Source organism: Kitasatospora sp. NBC_01539 (assembly GCF_045040525.1).
Lineage (GTDB): Bacteria > Actinomycetota > Actinomycetes > Streptomycetales > Streptomycetaceae > Kitasatospora.
The window spans coordinates 5,647,096-5,665,494 of sequence record NZ_CP109390.1 but is presented as its reverse complement, the minus strand read 5'-3'; the positions used below and the strand labels follow the sequence as shown (position 1 = coordinate 5,665,494).

14 protein-coding genes are annotated in these 18,399 nt (G+C 75.8%); 3 read left to right on the top strand and 11 right to left on the bottom strand.

Translation table 11 applies throughout. From position 1 onward, the window contains the following. Positions 1-208 precede the first annotated feature (208 nt). On the top strand, positions 209-2,311 hold the full coding sequence (locus OG335_RS24540; RefSeq protein ID WP_405013268.1) for an AAA family ATPase: 2,103 nt from the start codon (positions 209-211) through the stop codon (positions 2,309-2,311). A gap of 60 nt (positions 2,312-2,371) precedes the next feature. Here the strand turns inward: OG335_RS24540 and OG335_RS24535 are convergent, their stop codons facing one another. The 10 genes from OG335_RS24535 to rimP form a co-directional block, all read right to left on the bottom strand. Then, positions 2,372-3,319 carry a bifunctional riboflavin kinase/FAD synthetase gene (locus OG335_RS24535; RefSeq protein ID WP_405013267.1) on the bottom strand — a complete coding sequence of 316 codons (948 nt, stop codon included), beginning with the start codon at positions 3,317-3,319 and terminating at the stop codon, positions 2,372-2,374. 63 nt (positions 3,320-3,382) lie between these two features. After that, positions 3,383-6,775 carry a serine protease gene (locus OG335_RS24530; RefSeq protein WP_405013266.1) on the bottom strand — a complete coding sequence of 1,131 codons (3,393 nt, stop codon included), beginning with the start codon at positions 6,773-6,775 and terminating at the stop codon, positions 3,383-3,385. A 245-nt stretch (positions 6,776-7,020) separates the two neighbouring features. After that, complete coding sequence (truB, locus tag OG335_RS24525; protein WP_405013265.1) at positions 7,021-7,926, bottom strand: tRNA pseudouridine(55) synthase TruB; 906 nt, start codon at positions 7,924-7,926, stop codon at positions 7,021-7,023. 24 nt (positions 7,927-7,950) lie between these two features. Then, positions 7,951-9,033 (bottom strand): bifunctional oligoribonuclease/PAP phosphatase NrnA, encoded by a 1,083-nt coding sequence (locus OG335_RS24520; RefSeq protein ID WP_405013264.1) that lies wholly within the window; start codon positions 9,031-9,033, stop codon positions 7,951-7,953. Between the two features lie 2 nt (positions 9,034-9,035). Then, a complete protein-coding gene (gene rbfA / locus OG335_RS24515) occupies positions 9,036-9,476 on the bottom strand; it encodes a 30S ribosome-binding factor RbfA (RefSeq protein ID WP_405013263.1) in 441 nt (146 codons plus the stop codon). Positions 9,477-9,623: 147 nt separating this feature from the next. Continuing rightward, complete coding sequence (locus OG335_RS24510) at positions 9,624-9,920, bottom strand: DUF503 domain-containing protein (RefSeq protein WP_405013262.1); 297 nt, start codon at positions 9,918-9,920, stop codon at positions 9,624-9,626. A gap of 124 nt (positions 9,921-10,044) precedes the next feature. Further along, complete coding sequence (infB, locus tag OG335_RS24505; RefSeq protein ID WP_405013261.1) at positions 10,045-13,191, bottom strand: translation initiation factor IF-2; 3,147 nt, start codon at positions 13,189-13,191, stop codon at positions 10,045-10,047. 197 nt (positions 13,192-13,388) lie between these two features. Continuing rightward, entirely contained in the window at positions 13,389-13,682 is a 294-nt protein-coding gene (locus OG335_RS24500; protein ID WP_405013260.1) for a YlxR family protein, read from the bottom strand. Positions 13,683-13,752: 70 nt separating this feature from the next. Next, the gene (gene nusA / locus OG335_RS24495; RefSeq protein WP_405013259.1) at positions 13,753-14,754 is read right to left on the bottom strand and encodes a transcription termination factor NusA; all 1,002 of its coding nucleotides are present in this window, start codon (positions 14,752-14,754) and stop codon (positions 13,753-13,755) included. Positions 14,755-14,805: 51 nt separating this feature from the next. Beyond that, positions 14,806-15,342 (bottom strand): ribosome maturation factor RimP, encoded by a 537-nt coding sequence (gene rimP, locus OG335_RS24490; protein ID WP_405013258.1) that lies wholly within the window; start codon positions 15,340-15,342, stop codon positions 14,806-14,808. Positions 15,343-15,579: 237 nt separating this feature from the next. On the opposite strand from rimP, the gene OG335_RS24485 reads away from it, so the two are divergent. Continuing rightward, a complete protein-coding gene (locus OG335_RS24485; protein ID WP_405013257.1) occupies positions 15,580-16,752 on the top strand; it encodes a ferritin-like domain-containing protein in 1,173 nt (390 codons plus the stop codon). Between the two features lie 80 nt (positions 16,753-16,832). After that, positions 16,833-17,753, top strand: a complete 921-nt coding sequence (locus OG335_RS24480) for an aminoglycoside phosphotransferase family protein (protein WP_405013256.1) — start codon at positions 16,833-16,835, stop codon at positions 17,751-17,753. Here OG335_RS24480 and OG335_RS24475 read toward each other — a convergent pair. Then, positions 17,726-18,292 (bottom strand): GNAT family N-acetyltransferase, encoded by a 567-nt coding sequence (locus OG335_RS24475; RefSeq protein WP_405013255.1) that lies wholly within the window; start codon positions 18,290-18,292, stop codon positions 17,726-17,728. The genes OG335_RS24480 and OG335_RS24475 overlap by 28 nt on opposite strands. Positions 18,293-18,399 lie beyond the last annotated feature (107 nt).

Here is an 18,399-nt window from a genome sequence, read left to right as displayed (position 1 = left end):
GACCGCCCGTTTCGGGCCGCCCGCGCAGGGGACGGGGAAGAGAGGGCGGACGCCCCGGCGTTCACCCTTCGGGTGGTTCCGCGGGCGGTGCACCGCCGTGCCCGCAGCGGTACCGCATCCGGTACCGCCTACAGGTGACCGCGGATCACGTCCTAGTCTTGGTGCCCGACCCACCGCGAACAGCGGCGACGAAAACGAGGGAGCCCCAGTGAGCAGCGATCGGGACGGCGTCTACGTCGGCGACAACGCGGCGGAGGACGACGACGACTGGTCCGACGAGCCCGACTACGCTCCCCCGTCCTGGTACACGCAGAGCGCGGGTGCACCCGAGCAGGCCGCTCCGGCGCCGGTGCCGCCGCCCGCCGTGCCGCAGAACTCGACGGCACCTCCGCCGACCCCGGCTCCCGGGCCTGCTCCTGTACCGGCGCCCGCTCCCGCGCCGGTGCAGAGCCACGTCCCGGCTCCCGCGCCCGTCCCGGCTCCCGCGCCCGTCCCGGCCCCGGCGCCCGCTCCCGCGCCGGTCGTCGCCGCGCCGGCCCCCGCCGTGCACGAGCAGCCCCCCGCCGTCGAGCAGCCGGCGCCGGTTCCCGCGCCCGCGCCCGTCCCGGTGGCGGAGCAGCCCGCGCCCGCGGTCGAGGTGCAGGCCGTACAGCCCGCCCCGGTGCAGGAGCAGTCGGCGCCGCAGCCCTGGCCGCCCGCCCAGGAGCAGGCGGTGCAGCCCGCGCCGGCTCCCGTGCAGCAGGCCGCTCCGGTCCAGCCGGCTCCCGTGCAGCCCGCGCCCGTGCAGCAGCCCGGCCCGCCCGCACCGCCGCCGGGCCCGGTGCCGCCGTACCAGCAGTACCAGCAGCAGCCGCAGCCGCAACCCGGTCCGTGGCCGCCCCAGCCCTACCCGAACACCGGGCCCGGGCCGGTGCAGCCCGGCCCGCCCGGCCCGCCGGTCGACCCGCGGACCGGCGGCTGGCCGCAGCAGCCGCAGCAGCCCCAGCCTCAGCCGTACCAGCAGGGCTACCCGCAGCAGGGCGGGGTTCCGCAGGCTCCGGTGGCGTTCCAGCAGCCCGGCCCGCAGCAGTCGACGGCGCACGGCGCCGCGCTCGGCTACACCGCGGCGGTGGAGCTCTCCTCGGACCGGCTCCTGAAGGGCCAGCCGAAGGTGCAGCGGCAGCAGCCGCGGTTCCAGTTCGGCGGCAAGCAGGCGCAGGCCGACCGGGCGCGCCGGCTGGAGATCATCCGCACGCCGGTGATGAGCTGCTACCGGATCGCGGTGATCAGCCTCAAGGGCGGTGTCGGCAAGACCACGACGACGACGGCCCTCGGTGCGACGCTCGCCAGCGAGCGCCAGGACAAGGTCATCGCGATCGACGCCAACCCGGACGCCGGCACGCTCGGCCGCCGGGTGAAGCGCCAGACCGGTGCGACCATCCGCGACCTGGTGACCGCCATCCCGCACCTGCGCAGCTACATGGACATCCGCCAGTTCACCTCGCAGGACCTCAACTCGGGTCTGGAGATCCTGGCGAACGACGTCGACCCGGCGGTCTCGACGACCTTCGACGACTCCGACTACCGCCAGGTCATCCAGGTGCTGGGCCAGCACTACCCGATCATCCTGACGGACTCCGGCACCGGTCTGCTCTACAGCGCGATGCGCGGTGTGCTCGACCTCGCCGACCAGCTCATCGTCGTCTCCACGCCGAGCGTGGACGGCGCCTCCAGCGCCTCCACCACGCTGGACTGGCTCTCCGCGCACGGCTACGCCGACCTGGTGCAGCGCAGCATCACGGTGGTGTCCGGGGTGCGCGAGACCAGCAAGATGATCAAGGTGGAGGACATCGTCGCGCACTTCCAGACCCGCTGCCGCGGTGTCGTCGTGGTGCCGTTCGACGAGAGCCTGGCGGCCGGCGCCGAGGTCAACCTCGTGATGATGCGGCCCAAGGTGCGGGACGCCTACTTCGAGCTGGCCACCCTGGTCGGCGAGGACATCGCCCGCGCCCAGCACGCCCAGCAGGCCGCGTGGGCGCAGCAGCAGGGCTACCAGCCGATGCCGCAGCAGCAGCAGCCGTACCCGCCGCAGCAGGGCTACCCGCAGCAGGGCGGCTACACGGGGCAGCCCGCACCGGGCACGCCGTGGGCGCAGCCGGGCCAGGCCCCGCCGCCCGGCTACGGCCAGCAGCCGCCGCCGCAGGCCCAGCCGGGCGGGCAGCAGCTGCCGCAGGAGTGGCAGCAGGGCGGTCAGCAGGGCTACGGCTACCCGCCGCAGGAGGGGCACCAGCCCCCGCCGCCCGGGTACGGCTACCCGCCGCCGCAGCACTGACCGGAACGCCGCAGGCCCCCGACGCCGGACGTCGGGGGCCTGCGGCGTGCGTGCGGCCGGTCAGCCGGCGGGGTCGGTGAGCTCGCGGGCCTGCTTCACGTCGTCGGCCATCCGCTCCAGGAGCGCGTCGATGGAGTCGAACTTCTCCATGCCGCGCAGGTAGGCGAGGAAGTCGACCGCCACGTGCATCCCGTACAGGTCGAGGCCGACCCGGTCGATGGCGTACGCCTCGACGGTGCGCGCGGTGCCGTCGAAGGTGGGGTTGGTGCCGACCGAGATCGCGGCGGGCATGCGCTCGCCGTCCGCGGTGAGCCAGCCCGCGTACACGCCGTCGGCGGGGATCGCGCTGTGCGGCACCGTCTCGACGTTGGCGGTGGGGAATCCGAGCTCGCGGCCGCGCTGGGCGCCGCGCACCACGATGCCCTCGACCCGGTGCGGGCGGCCGAGCACCTCGGCGACCCCCCCGAGGTCGCCGGCGGCGACGAGCCGGCGGCACAGGCTGGAGGAGAACGCCTCGCCGTCTCCCGCGGAGCCGGTCACCTGGAGGTCGAGCACCTCGACGTCGAAGTCGTCGGCGGCCCCGAGCTCGGCGAGCAGCGCGACGTTGCCCGCGGCGCGGTGTCCGAAGCGGAAGTTCGGCCCCTCGACGACGCGCTTGGCGCGCAGCGCGTCGACGAGCACCTGCTGCACGAAGAACTCCGGCGACTCCTGGGAGAACTCCAGGGTGAACGGCAGCACCAGCACCGCGTCGACGCCGAGGGCCTCGATCAGTTCGGCCCGCCGGGGCTGCGGGGCGAGCAGCGGCGGATGGCTGCCGGGCCGCACGACCTCGCTCGGGTGGGGGTCGAAGGTGACCACCACGGACTTGGCGCCGACTTCGCGGGCGCGCTCGACCACCCGGCTGATGATGAGCTGGTGGCCGCGGTGCACACCGTCGAACGATCCGATGGTGACGACGCTGCGCCCCCAGTCCCCGGGGATCTCCTCCAGGCCACGCCAGCGCTGCACCTGACCGCTCCTTGTCCCTCTGCCGCGCCCCCGCAGGAGCACTCGAACACTCAACCCGAACCCCTATAGCGTGCCATGCGCCCGTCCCTGCTCCGGCACCGGAATGGCCTCGGCGCGGTCCGTGGCCGGTCCGGGGCCGGCCACGGGGTGCTGCGGGTCGCGTCCGGAGGCCGTGCGGGGCCGCCGGCGGGCGGTGTACGGGCCGTTGGGGAGCGGCGCGGCGGTGTCGGGCCACTCGGCGAGCAGCCGGGAGAAGGCGGCGACGCGGTCGGCCGTGCGGGTCAGTGCGGTGTCCGCGCCGGGCCAGCGGGCGGCGATCCGGCGGACGACCTCGCGGGTGCGTTCGGGGCGGGCGGCGGCGCAGGTGTCGGCGATCCGGTCGAGCACGGCGGCGAGCACGCCGGGGTCGCGTTCGGCGGCGAGCAGGGTGTCCAGCAGCCGGTCGCGGCCGGGGTCGTCGGCGGTGGCGAGCACCGGGGCGAAGACCTTGCGGACGGGGGCCTGCGCGGTGACGACCGCGGCGACGAGCGGTCCCGCGTCGTGCCCGGCGGCCAGCAGCGCGTCGAGGTGTGCCGCCAACTGCCCGGCCCGTTCGGGGTGTTCGCGCAGCTGGTCGGCGGCGACGAGGACGCCCTGGCGGGCGACCCGCGGATCGCGGGCACCGGCGAGCAGGCGCAGCGCGTCCGCGACGGGCGCTCCGGGGCCCGCAAGCCTGCGCCGTACGGCGCCGACCACGGCCGCGGGGTGGTCGGCGAGGGCGGGCGCCAGGGCGTCGGCGCCGACGAAGGGGTCGTCGGCGGCGTACGCGGCCAGGGCGCGTGGGAGGTGCTCGGCCCGGCTCTCCGGGTCCCGGACGAGCACGGCGAGCGCGGCGCCGTGCAGGGCGGGCTCCTCGGTGCGGGCGAGCAGGGTGAGGGCGGTGTGGCGGAGCAGCCGGCGGCCGGCCGGGCCGGCGTGCGGGGCGGCCCGTACCGCGTGCACGGCGGCGGCGACGTGGCGTTCGGGCCGGGGGTCGTGGCTCCAGCGGTCGGCGGCCCGGCAGAGCGCGGACGGCTCGTCGGCGGCGAGTTCGGCGAGCAGCGCGTCGGCCCGCGGATGGGCGGCGGCGACCAGGGTGTCCGTCAACTCGTCGAGGGCGAGCAGGCGGTGGGTGTGCAGGAGGTCGCGGGCGAGGTCGGCGACAGTGGCGCCGGTGCCGTCGCCGAGCGGCCCGGCGTCGGCGAACCACGCGCAGAGCAGCGGCATCGCGGTGCGGGGGTCGGCGGTGAGCAGGGCCGCCGCGGCCGCCCGGTACGGGCGGCCGGGCGGGTCGGTGCGCACGAGGCGGCGCAGCAGGGCGAACCGGTCGGTCGGGGCGAGCGGCAGGGCGGCCCACCAGTCGGGCCCGAAGGCGGGGTGCCGGGTGAGGTGGTCGAGCAGTGGGCGGTGCACGGCGGGGTCGGGGAGGCCCGGCAGGACGGCGGTGAGGAGGGCCGCCGACCACCATGCGGCGGCGCCGTCGGGTGGGGCGGTGTCGAGGGTGCGGCGGAGCCGGTCGAGGCGGGCGGCGAGGGCGGCGCCGCCGTCCGCGGGGTCGGGCGGGCGCAGGGCGGCGGCCACGGTCGCGAGGCGGTGCCGCGGCACGGCGGGGCAGGCGGCGGAGGCCGCCCCGGGCCGGTCCGCGGCGGCCGGGCCGGGGGTGGCGTCCGGGGGCGGGAGCAGCAGGTCGAGCGCGCGGTCCACGTCGAGGTGCCGGCCCTGCAGCCGGTCGGCGTGGTCCTCGCGGGCGAGCCGGTAGCCGTCGCCCGCGCGGGTGAACAGGCCTTCGGCGAGCACGGCCCGCCGCCAGCCGCCGGCTGCGGGGAACAGCCCGTCGAACTGTTCGGCGGTGAGCGCCGCGTGGCCGGTGGCGAGGAGCAGCCGGGCGGCCTCGTGGACGCGTCCGGCGACGCGGGCGGCGGTGCGCCGCAGCCGGCTCGCGTCCTCGCCGCGCGGTGGGGGCGCGCCGCGGCGGTGGGCGCCGCGGGGGCGGTCGTCGTCGGTGGCGGTGGTCCGGCGGGCGATGCGCAGGCACTGGAGGTCGAGGTGGGCCGCGTAGAGGGCGTCGCGGTCGGCGGGGGCGGCGGTGAGCCCGGCCGTGCGGAGCTCGCCGGCCGTGCGCAGGGCCTGCGGGTGGCCGGCGTCGGCGGGCGGGAGCAGAGCGGGGTCGGCACCGCACCGGTGGGCGACCTGCCGGGCGGTGTCGGGCGGCAGCGGGCCGAGGTGGAGGACGGGGCCGGGGCCGCCCGGGCGGCTCTCCGGGCGGCACGCCAGCAGCAGCCGTGCGCCGTGGGCGGCGAGCCAGTGCCGGGTGGCGGTGTGCCAGGCGGCGGTCGGCGGTGCGGGCGCCTCCTCGGGGGCGTCGAGCAGCACCAGCAGGGGGCGGTCGGCGGCGGCGCAGAGCCGGGCCGTGTCGTCCGCGGCGGGGGCGGGGACGCCGAGGGTGCGGGCGGCGCCGGCGAGGGCGCGGTGGAGGGCTTCGGCGAGGGAGCCGTCCGCGGGCGCGAGGTCGGCGCCGCGCAGCCAGAGCGTCGGCAGGGGATGCGGCCGGGCGGACCGGCGGGCGGCGAGGGCGGCGAGTTCGGTGCTGCGTCCGCTGCCCGCGGTGCCCTGCAGCACGGTGACCGTGGCGGTGGGCTCCTCGCCGGTGAGGCCGTCGGGGCGTTCGACCCGGTCGGCGGCGAGTGCCGCGACCGGGCAGGGCCCGGCGGTGGCGGAGGCGAGGGCGGTGGCGGCGAGCGCGAGGATCCCGCCGAGGTTGAGGGCCGCGCCGAAGGCGGGGGCGCTCTCGGCGTTGCGCAGCAGCAGGTCGGCGGGCAGGACGTGGGCGAGCGGCAGGGCGGCGGCGGTGTCGGCGCGGGCGCCGGTGAGGCCGGGTGCGAGGAGGGCGACGACGGCGCCGGTGGCGGTGTCGACGACGGGTGCCCCGGCGGCGGGCGGTACGGCGGTGGCGGGGAGCCGCAGCAGTACGGCGGCCGGGGCGTGGAGCCGACCGGCGGGGGTGCAGGGCAGGAGGACCGGGGCGGCGTCCGGGGCGGGCCGGTGCAGGACGGCCAGGGCCGCGTCCTCGCGGAGGGCGGCGACCGCCGGGTGCGGGCCGTCGGTGCGGCCGGGCCGCTCGGACTGCTCGGGCTGCTCGGGCCCGTCGGGCCGGTCGGGTGGTGCGGTGTGCAGCAGGGCGAGGCCGGACGTGCCGAGGGCGTGGACGCCGCCGGGGGCGAGGACGGCGGTGCGGCCGCCGGGCAGGTGCAGGACGCGCCCGCCGGGGCCCGTCAGGGCCTCCAGCGGGGCTGCCAGGGTGCCGTGCCGGTCGAGGGGCAGGGCGAGGCCGGTGGGGTACCCGTGCGCGTCGGTGACGGCGACGGGTGCCCAGCCGGGCGGTCCGGGCGGAGCGCCCGCGCCGTGCGCCGTGCCGCCGTACTGGTGCCTGCCCGCCATGGGTGGTGCCCCCTCCCGCGGGCCGGGGGGAGGGGGTCCGGCCGCGTACCTGCCGCCGGGAGGGTGCCCGGGGTGAGGGGTCGGCCACCGCGCACACGCCGTTCACCACGCCGGTTCACCTCGCGCGCTCGCCCGTACGGGTGAGAACGCGGGCAGGGCGGGCGTCGCCCGGAGGAGGGACGTCCGCCGGGGAGCGGTGTCGCCCGAACGGGCGAGCCGACCGGAGGGGACGGGGGTGGCGGCCGTCAGCCGACGAAGACCGCGACCGGCTTCGCGCTGGCGCCGCGCTCCTCGACCAGGGCGAGGAAGCGCCCGTCCGGGTCGAAGACGGCGATGGGCCCGTCCACGCCGAGGCCGGGCGCCGGCAGCTTCACGCCGGTGGAGATCATCCGCGCCTGGTCGGCGTCGACGTCCCAGCGCGGGAAGGCGGCCGCCGCGGCCTCCGCGATCGGGAGCACCTCCAGCTTCTCCTCCAGCTGCTCCAGGGTGCGGGCGTGCTCCAGCCCGTACGGGCCGACCCTGGTGCGGCGCAGCGCGGTGAGGTGGCCGCCGACGCCGAGGGCGGCGCCGAGGTCGCGGGCGAGGGCGCGGATGTACGTGCCGGAGGAGCACTCGACGGTCACGTCGAGGTCGGTCACCGGGGTGCCGTCCTCCGCGACGGCGGTGCGCTGCGCGTGCACGGTGAAGGAGTGCACCGTGGTCGGCCGGGCCGCCAGCTCGAAGTCCTCGCCCTCGCGGACGCGGGCGTAGGAGCGCTTGCCGTCGATCTTGATGGCGGAGACCTTGGACGGCACCTGCATGATCTCGCCGGTGAGCAGCGCGACCTGGGCGTCGACCGCGTCGCGCGTCACCGCGTCGGCGGGGACGGAGGCGGTGACCTCGCCCTCCCGGTCGTCGGTGATCGTGGTCTGGCCGAGCCTGACCGTCGCCTCGTAGGTCTTGCTGGTGAGCATCAGGTGGCCGAGCAGGCGGGTGGCCCGCTCGACGCCGATCACCAGGATGCCGGTGGCCATCGGGTCCAGGGTGCCCGCGTGGCCGACCTTGCGGGTGCCGGCGAGCCACCGGAGTTTCGCGACCACGCCGTGCGAGGTGATGCCCTCCGGCTTGTCGACGACGACCAGGCCGTCGGGGCCGGTTCCCTTGCGCTTCATCGGTTCTCTCTGCAGATGGACGGATCAGGAGGGCAGCGCGGCCCGGAAGCGCGCCACGGTGGTCTCGACGCCGTCGCGGACGGCGAACCCGGCCGCGTAGACGTGGCCGCCTCCGCCGAGTTCGGCGCAGACCGCGGCGACGTCGACGGCGCCCTTCGCGCGGCAGGAGCCGCGCAGGGTGCCGTCGGGGTCCTGCTTGAGCACGAGTGCCACCTCGGCCTCGGCGGGGCGGCGCAGCACGTCGATCAGGCCCTCGATCTCCTCGACGGTCACGCCGTACAGCACGAGTTCCTCGTACGGCACCCAGGTCCAGACGAGGCCCAGGCCGCCGGCGGCGGCGGGCTCGTACACCGCGCGCCCGAGGGCGCCCGCGAGGACCTTGAGGTAGCCGAAGGAGGAGGTGTCCCACAGCCGGCGGGAGATGAGGTCGTGCCGGATGCCGGTGGCCAGCAGCCGGGCGGCGAACTCGTGGGTGGCCGGGGTGGTGGCGGCGTACTTGAAGGAGCCGGTGTCGGTGGCGACGCCGGTGTACAGGCAGGTGGCGAGGTCCCGGTCGAGCGGTACGCCGAGGCGGCGCAGCAGCTCGTCGACGAGCACGGCGGTCGCGGGGGCGCCCGGGTCGATCAGCCGGTGCGTGCCGAAGCCGGGGTTGGAGGCGTGGTGGTCGAGGACGACCAGCACCGGCGCGGCGAAGGCCTTCTCGTGGAGCAGGCCGAGCCGGCTCTCGGAGGCCACGTCGAAGCAGAGCACCAGCTCGGGCACGTCGGGGACGGCGGCGGCGGGCACGATCAGCTCCTGGCCGGGCAGGAAGGCGAGCGACTCGGGGACGACCTGCGGGTCGTCCCCGAAGGAGACCCGCACCTCGTGGCCGAGGGCGCGCAGCGCGAGGCCCGCGGCGAGCGCGGAGCCGAGTGCGTCGCCGTCGGGGTTGATGTGGCAGATCAGGTCGATCGTGCCGGCCCGGCGGACGGCCGCGACCACCCGCTGCCACTCGTGCTCCAGGCCGGGCGCCTCCGCGCGCGGGGCCGGAAGCGCCACGAGGGCAGCCTCCACCGTGCTGGTGGAAGCCGCCCCCGCGGTACCGGCCGCCGTCGGCTCGCCGGTCATGGCTACTCGTCCTCGTCGTCGCGCTCGCCGGGCTGGCGGTACGGGTCCGCGTCGCCCGCGTACGCGGCGCCCGCGGCGGCGGTGCGTACCGCCGCGTCGGACTGCCGCGCCTTGTCCAGCAGGTCGTCGATGTTCTTGGCGTTGTCCGGCAGCGCGTCCGCGACGAACGTCAGGGTCGGTGTGAACCGGACCCCGGTCTGCCGGCCGACCTCGGAGCGGAGGACGCCCTTGGCGCTCTCCAGCGCCGCGGCGCTGGCCTCCCGCTCGGTCTCGTCACCGTAGACGGTGTAGAAGACGGTGGCCTCGCGCAGATCGCCGGTGACCCGGGCGTCCGTGATGGTCACGTAGCCCAGTCGCGGGTCCTTGATCCGGCGCTGCAGGGTCTCGGCGACGACCACCTGGATGCGGTCGGCGAGCTTGCGCGCCCTTGCGGTGTCGGTCACTGTGCCTCCTCGTGCGATGGGTCCGGTACCCGGGCCGTTCCTGCGCCCGGTGGGGTCCCAGCCCCAACGTACCTGCCCGCGCCCAGCCTTGTGGGCGCTCTCGGTCCTGATCGGTGTGACGGTCGCGACTTCCGCGGCCGCCGCTCCTCATTCGTCGTCGTCATGGTGGTGGCGCCTCCTGGTGGAGAGCAGCATCACCTCGGGGCGGCCTGCGACGAGCCGCTCACAGCTGTCCAGGACGTCGGTGACGTACGCGGCGTCACCGGCCACCACCGCACAGCCGATCTCGGCCCTGCGGTGGAGGTCCTGGTTCCCGACTTCGGCAGCGCACACGCCGTACTTGCGCTGCAGCTCGGCCACGATGGGCCGCACGATCGAGCGCTTCTCCTTCAGCGAGTGGACGTCGCCGAGGAGGAGGTCGAAGGTGAGAGTTCCTACGAACATGTGTGGCAGGTCTCGCCGACCTGTAAGGCCTCGAAGGGTCCGTGGATCACCTGGACCCTACACAGCGAGACCGGGGCCGGTCGACGGGAATTTCCTCCCGCCGACCGGCCCCGGGCCGACACCGTTACGCGCGCGGCTTCTCGCGCATCTCGTAGGTCTCGATGACATCGTCGATCTTGATGTCGTTGAACGAGCCCAGCGTCACACCGGCCTCGAAGCCCTCGCGGACCTCGGTCGCGTCGTCCTTGAAGCGGCGCAGACCCTCGATGTTGAGGCTCTCCGCCACGACCTTGCCGTCGCGCAGCAGGCGGGCCTTGGTGTTGCGTCGGATGACGCCCTCGCGGACGAGCACACCGGCGATGTTGCCGAACTTGGAGGAACGGAACACCTCGCGGATCTCCGCGGAGCCGAGGCGCACCTCCTCGTACTCGGGCTTGAGCATGCCCTTGAGGGCCGCCTCGATCTCCTCGATCGCCTGGTAGATGACCGAGTAGTACCGGATGTCGACGCCTTCGCGCTCGGCCGCGGTACGGGCACGCCCCTCGGCGCGCACGTTGAAGCCGATGATGATGGCGTCCGAACCCATCGCCAGGTCCACGTCGGACTCGGTGATGGCACCCACACCGCGGTGCAGGATCCGGAGCTCGACCTCCTCGCCCACGTCGAGCTTGACGAGGGCGTCCTCGAGGGCTTCGACGGAACCGGAGACGTCACCCTTGATGATGAGGTTGAGCTTCTCGATGCTGCCGGCCGCCAGGGCCGCCTCGAAGCCTTCGAGCGAGACACGCACGCGGCGCTGCGCGAAGGACGCGTTGCGGTCGCGGGCGGCACGCTTCTCGGCGATCTGGCGGGCCGTGCGGTCCTCGTCGACGACGATGAAGCTGTCGCCGGCGCGGGGCACCGAGGTGAGACCGAGCAGCAGCACCGGACGGGACGGACCCGCCTCGGCGAGGCTGTTGCCGTTCTCGTCGAGCATGGCGCGGACTCGGCCGTAGGCGTCGCCCACGACGATCGAGTCGCCGACGCGGAGCGTGCCGCGCTGGACGAGCAGCGTCGCCATGGCGCCGCGGCCCTTGTCGAGGTGCGCCTCGATGGCGATGCCCTGCGCGTCCTGCTCCGGGTTGGCCCGCAGGTCCAGCGAGGCGTCCGCGGTCAGGACCACGGCCTCCAGCAGCTGGTCGATGTTCAGGCCCTGGCGCGCGGAGATGTCGACGAACATGGTGTCGCCGCCGTACTCCTCGGCCACCAGACCGAACTCGGTCAGCTGGCCGCGGACCTTCGTCGGGTCGGCACCCTCGACATCGATCTTGTTGACCGCGACCACGATCGGCACGTTGGCGGCCTTGGCGTGGTTGAGCGCCTCGATCGTCTGCGGCATGACACCGTCGTTGGCCGCGACCACGAGGATCGCGATGTCGGTGGACTTGGCACCACGGGCACGCATGGCGGAGAACGCCTCGTGACCGGGGGTGTCGAGGAAGGTGATCGGACGCTCTTCGCCGTTCACCTGTGCCGACACCTGGTAGGCACCGATGTGCTGGGTGATGCCACCGGCCTCGCCGGCCACCACGTTGGTCTTGCGGATGGCGTCGAGCAGGCGGGTCTTACCGTGGTCGACGTGACCCATGACGGTGACGACCGGCGGGCGCGCCTCCAGCATGTCCTCGTCGCCCTCGTCGGCACCGAAGTCGATGTCGAACGACTCGAGCAGCTCGCGGTCCTCGTCGTCACGGCTGACGATCTCCAGGACGAAGCCCATCTCGTCGGCCAGCAGCTGGAGCGTGGCGTCGGAGACCGACTGGGTCGCGGTGACCATCTCGCCGAGGTTGAACATCACCGAGACGAGCGCGGCCGGGTTGGCGTTGATCTTCTCCGCGAAGTCCGTCAGCGAGGCACCACGCGACAGGCGGACGGTCTGCCCGTTGCCACGGGGCAGCATCACACCGCCGACGGACGGGGCCTGCATGGCCTCGTACTCCTGGCGCTTCGCCCGCTTCGACTTGCGACCACGGGCCGGACGGCCACCGGGGCCACGGCCGAAGGCGCCCTGCGTGCCACCACGGGCACCCGGACCACCGGGACGGCCGCCGAAGCCGCCGGGACGGCCACCGCCGCCACCGAAGCCGCCGCCACCGCCGCCGCCACCCGGACGCGGGCCGCCGAAGCCGCCGCCACCGGCCGGGCGCGAACCCGGGCCGGCCGGACGACCGGCGAAGCCGGGACGTGCGCCGCCGCCGCCGGGACCGGCCGGACGGGCACCGGGACCGCCACCCGGGCGCGGGCCCGGACGCGGGCCGGGACCGGCCGGACGCTGCGGCATCATGCCGGGGTTCGGACGGGGCATGCCGGACGGGCTCGGCCCACCCGGACGCGGGGACGCCGGACGGGGCAGCCCGTCGGGACGCGGACGGTCGCCACCGGGACGCGGACCGCGCTCGGCACCGGGGGCACCGGCCGGACGCGGACGGTCGCCACCGGGACGCGGACCGCGCTCGGCACCGGGAGCACCGGCCGGACGCGGACGGTCGCCACCCGGACGGGGGGCGCCACCGGCACCGGGAGCACCGGCCGGACGCGGACGGTCGCCACCCGGACGGGGGGCGCCACCGGCACCCGGACCGCCGGGACGGCGGTCGCCGCCGGGACGGGCCATGCCCGTGTTGCTGGACGTGAACGGGTTGTTGCCCGGACGCGGGCCGGCCGGACGCGGGCCCGGACGGGCCGCGGGGTTGGCCGGACGCGCAGCGGCCGGACGGGACTCACGGGGCTCACGGGCCTCGCCGGCCGGGGCCGGGGAGGAGAACTCGGCAGCGGGGGCGGCCGGAGCCACCGGAGCTGCCGGAGCCACCGGCGCGGCAGGCGAAGCGGGGCGCGCCGCCGGGCGCGGGCCCGGGGTCGGCGCACCGGCGGAACGCGGTGCCGCGGGGGCGGCCGGAGCGGCGGGTGCCGCGGCGGCCGGGGCCTGCGTAGTGGGACGGGGGCCCGGCGTCACGGTGGGACGCGGGCCGGGGGTGGGGGCACCCGGCTTGGGTGCGGCCGCGCCGGAACCGGCGGGCTGGGGCGCCGCGGGCTTCCGCGGGCCAGGCTTCGCGGAGGAACCGCCGGCAGGCGGCGTCGCTCCCAAAGCGTCAGTCAACTTGCGAACGACCGGCGCCTCAATCGTCGAGGACGCCGACCGCACGAACTCACCGAGCTCGGTGAGCTTGGCCATGACGGCCTTGCTCTCCAAGCCAAGCTCCTTGGCAAGCTCGTATACCCGGACCTTAGCCACTTCGCTCCTGTCTAACTGTCCGGGGTGATCGTCCGCCGGACCGTCGCTACTTCATGGGCGTACTCATCGCGTACTCATCGAGTGCTCATCGCAATCTCGACCTACTTCCATCTCGCGAGGTACCTGACGTTTCGCACCGCACACGCGTCAACGCGTGCCGTGCGGTTCTTGCTGCGGTGCTCCGCCGCGCCTGAGACTCAGGACGCCGGGACACCACCCGCCCGCTGTTCGACATGGGCCCGCAGGTCATCGGTGTCGAGCGGACCCTGGAGCCGGAAGGCCCTGGGGAACGCCCGGCGGCGGACCGCGAGGTCGAGGCAGGCGGGCTCGGGGTGAAGATGTGCACCCCGACCCGGCAGTGCGCCGCGGACGTCGGGGACGCAGGCGCCCTCGACCACCACGACACGCAGCAGCTCGTGCTTGGCCGCGCGCTTGCGGCAGCCCACGCAGGTGCGTTCCGGGCATGCGCGGACATGCGTCCGGCCAGACAACCTCAAGTCTACCCCTCCGAAGGGACATGGCGCCGCCCCGCCGATCACGGCGGGACTCGCGCACCACCGATCAGCGCGCTGCGGATTCCCCGTCCAGCACCTCGGTGTCGGGCCGGATGTCGATCCGCCAGCCCGTCAGGCGGGCGGCCAGGCGGGCGTTCTGGCCCTCCTTGCCGATCGCCAGCGAGAGCTGGTAGTCGGGCACGATCACCCGCGCGGAGCGCTGCGCGTAGTCCACGATCTCGACCTTCGTCACCCTCGCGGGGGACAGCGCGGCAGCGACCATCTCGGCCGGGTCCTCGGAGAAGTCGACGATGTCGATCTTCTCGCCGTGCAGTTCGGCCATCACGCCGCGCACCCGCATGCCGTTCGGGCCGATGCAGGCGCCCTTGGCGTTCAGGCCCTGGCGGCGCGACCACACCGCGATCTTGGTGCGGTGGCCGGCCTCACGGGCGATCGCCGCGATCTCCACCGACCCGTCGGCGATCTCCGGCACCTCCAGCGCGAAGAGCCGCTTCACCAGGTTGGGGTGGGTCCGCGACAGCGTCACCGACGGGCCGCGGACACCGCGGCGCACGCCGACGACGTAGCAGCGCAGGCGGGTGCCGTGCTTGTACTCCTCGCCGGGCACCTGCTCCTGCGGAGGCAGGATCGCCTCCAGCTTGCCGATGTCGACCAGGATGTTCTTGGGGTCGTTGCCCTGCTGGACGACACCGGTGACGATGTCGCCCTCCTTGCCCGCGTACTCGCCGAAGGTCTGGTCGTCGGCGGCGTCGCGCAGGCGCTGCAGGATGACCTGCTTGGCCGTCGACGCGGCGATCCGGCCGAACCCGCTCGGGGTGTCGTCGAACTCCTTCGGCTCCACGCCCTCGTCCAGCTCGGCCGCGTCCTCCAGTGCCCACACGGTCACGTGGCCGGTCTTGCGGTTCAGCTCCACCCGCGCCCTGCGGCGCGAGCCCTCGGTGCGGTGGTACGCGATGAGGAGCGCCGACTCGATCGACTCGACGAGCAGCTCGAAGGGAACGCCCTTCTCGGTAACCAGCCCACGCAGGGCGCTCATGTCGATGTCCACAGCTACGCCTCCTCTTCTCTCTTCAGGTTCATGATCGGGGTCGGGAACGGACTACGCGTCGTCGTCAGCGTCGTCGTCGGCGTCCGCGACCTCGTCGAGCAGCGCCTCGTCCTTGCGGTTGAACTCGACCTGCACGCGGGCCTTCGCGACCTCCGTGAAGGCCAGGCGGCGCTCCTTCGGGCGTCCGCGGCCCTTCACGGGCTGCACCTCGACCAGCGCGCCGTCCTCGTCGCTCTCCAGGATGCGGGCGGTGATCTCGCCGCCCTCCACCAGCTGGATCAGGGCGAGCCGGCCCTCGGCGCGAAGCCAGTGGCGCGGCTGCAGGAGGGGGCGCTCGGCGCCCGGCGAACCGACCTCCAGCAGGTAGGCGCCACTGCCCATGAGGTCCGAGTCGTCCAGGGCCTGTCCGACCAGGCGGCTGAACTCGGCGATCGCGTCGAGGTCCACCCCGCCGTCGGCGTCCACGTCGACCTGCACCTGACGGCGGTTGCCCGCCTGGGTGACCTTGACGTCCTCCAGGTCGAGGCCTGACTCCGCGGCCAGCGGTTCCAGCAGGGCACGCAACCGATCGGTCTGGGGGGTGCTCATCCGGGTGACTCCTCGGCCGCGTCTGCTGTTGTCAGGTGCTAACTCCTCGCGCAGCCTATCCGGTCACCCCCGCAACCGCCGATTCCGACCGTGCCGCCCGCCCGGGTGACAGCGTCCGCCGAGAGCAAGGTCACACCCGAACGACCCGCCCCGCGCCCGCGGACCGGCCGGAGCCGGGTGCCATGATGCACCGTGACCGGGGGCGCCGTCCCTCACCGAGCGAGCGGGAGCCCTGCGATGCCGTCCCCCACCCGGCGGACCGTCCTGGCCCTCGGTGCGCTGACCGGCGCGCTGCTGGCGTCCGGCTGCACCGACGACCACCGGGACCCCGACCGTGCGGACCGCCCCGATCCGGACCTGCCGCTGCGGGCCCGGGCCGTCGCCGCCACCGACACCCTGCTCGCCGGCTACGACGCCGTCGCCGCAGCGGGGGCGGGGCCGGACGCGGCACTGGCGGGCGTCCTGCGGAGGCAGCGGGCGGAGACCGCCGCGCACCGGGCCGCGCTCGCCGAGGGACTGCCCGCGGCATCGCCGTCCGCATCCGTCCCCGCCCCCGCATCGCCGCCCGTTCCCCCCTCGCCCGCCTCGCCGTCGCCCGCCGCGAGCGGTGCGGTGGCGACCGTCGCCGCGCTGGCCGCCGCCGAGCGCCGGACCGCGGGCGCCCGGCTGGCCGACCTGGAGGCCGCCTCCCCCGCCCTGGCGGAGCTGCTGGCCGCGGTCTCCGCCTCCGGCGCCCTGCACGCGGCGGCCCTGGGCGACACCGGCCCCGTCACCCCACCGACCGCGGCGTCCCCGTCCCCGTCACCCTCCACGTCAATGACCGCACCCCCGTCCAGGTCCCCGGCCTGGTCCCCGTCCTCGGGCTCCGCCACGGCCCGGCCCGCCTCCGGACCGGCCGCCGCAGGCTCCTCCGCCGCGGCCTCCGCGCCGGCGCCGACCGCCGCGGTCGAGGCACTGCAGGCGGCCCTCGGCGCGGAGCACGCAGCCGTCTACGGGTACGGCGTGGTCGGCGCCCGCCTCACCGGCCCGCAGCGGGACGACGCCCGCAGCGCCTACACCGCGCACCAGGCCCGGCGGGACGGCCTGGAGCGCCGCATCACCGGCACGGGCGTCTCGCCCGCCGCCGCCGCCGCGGGCTACCGCCTGCCCTTCGCCGTCACCGACGCGGCCGGCGCCGGACGCCTCGCCGCCCACATCGAGACCCGCCTCACCGCCGTCTACGCGGACGCCGTCGGCGCCACGGCCGGCGAGGCCCGGCAGGCGGCGGCCGCGGCCCTGCGGGAGAGCGCCCTGCGCGCCGCGCACTGGGGTGCCGTGCCCCCGGCCCTGCCGGGCCTGCCCGACCCCGCCGCGGACGCCACCGCCGGCACGGGTGCGGACACGTCCGCGAGCGCCTCGCCGCGCACCTGACCTGCGGCCCCCGGCCGATGCCCGACAATGAGCGGGCGACCCGTCCCGGGCGCACGGAGCGAGAGGCCAGCATGTCGGCGATGCCAGGGCAGCAGATCACCATCCCCGCGCGGCTCGCCGACACCGTCCAGGCGTGGGAGGGCGAGGCCGGCCGGGCCTGGCTGGCCACCCTGCCGGAGCTCGTCGTCACCCACCTCGACCGCTGGGGGCTCACCCTGGAGCGGATCGGCGACCCGGGCGGGCAGATCAGCCTGATCTGCCACGTGCACCGGGAGACCGACCTCTCCCCCGCCGTCCTCAAGGCCGGGCTCGTCACCGAGGAGACGGTGAACGAGCACGCCGCCCTGCGGCACTGGGCCGGCCGCGGCGCCGTCCTGCTGCTCGACGCCGATCCGGCGGCGGGGGTCCTCCTGCTGGAGCGGCTGCACGGCGACATCCCGCTGCGCTCGCTCGCCGAGGACAAGGCCATGCTGGAGGCGGCGAGCCTGCTGCGGCACCTGTGGGTGCCGCCGGCGGACGGCCACCCGTTCCAGGCGGTGCCGGACCGCGTCGCCGGGATGTCGGCGCACCTGCGGGAGCACCGGGCCCTGCCCGGGGCCGTGGACGTGCTCCCGCTCGTCGACGAGGCCCTGGAGACCGCGGCGGGCCTCGCCGCCTCCGAGCCGGAGCGGTTCCTGCTGCACGGCGACTTCCACCACGGCAACGTCCTCGCCGCCGACCGCGCGCCCTGGCTGGCCATCGACCCGAAGCCGCTGGTCGGCGAGCGCGCCTACGACCTCGCCTGGCTCGTCCAGGACCGGATGGACACCCTCGTCGGCTCGCCCGGCCCGCGCGCCGCCGCACGGCGCCGCCTGGGACGCCTGTCGGAGGCCGTCGGGGTCGACCGCGACCGGCTGCGCGGCTGGACGCTCTTCCGCACCGTCGCGGCCGGCCTGTGGAGCCTGTCCGTCGGCGACGGGGAGGCCGCCGAGCTCTACCTGGAGTTCGCCGCCGGGCTGTGAGCGGCCGCCAGCGGCAGCGTCGCGCCCATCACCGCGTACGGGCGGAACGTGTTGGGGAAGCGCACCGCCCGGGCGAGGTCCCGGTAGCCGAGTGCGCGGTAGAGCCGCCGCGCCGGGGTCTCGGCGTCGATCGCCGACAGGATGCTGCGGTCCTTGCCCGAGGCGTCGCACAGGCCGCGGATGAGGGCACTGCCGAGGCCCCGGCCCTGGTAGGCGGGCAGGACGTGCAGCTCGGTGACGGCGAAGACGCCGTCCAGCCAGTCGCCGTACCCGCCGGCCTCCAGGTACGGCTGGATCACCGTCGACCACCAGTGCTCACGGGCGTTCGGCATGCCGTAGCCGAAGCCGACCAGCCGACCGGAGTCGAAGGCCCCGAGGGCCCTGACGCCGGGCTGGTGGGCGTGCCGTCCGACGATGTGCAGCCGGACGGCCACCTCCTCGGGCGTCAGCCCGAACGCCTCCGCCTGCACCTCCAGCGCGTACGGCGCCCAGGCGGCCAGGTCGATGGCCTCGATCGTCACCCCGGTGTGCTGCTCCATGGCGGGAATGTACTCCCCCGCGCCCCGTCGAGTGATCGTTACCCGCGTCCGGCGCCCGCCTGACGCGCCGCACGGACGCCGCAACGGCCGCACGGCAGGGCGCCGCA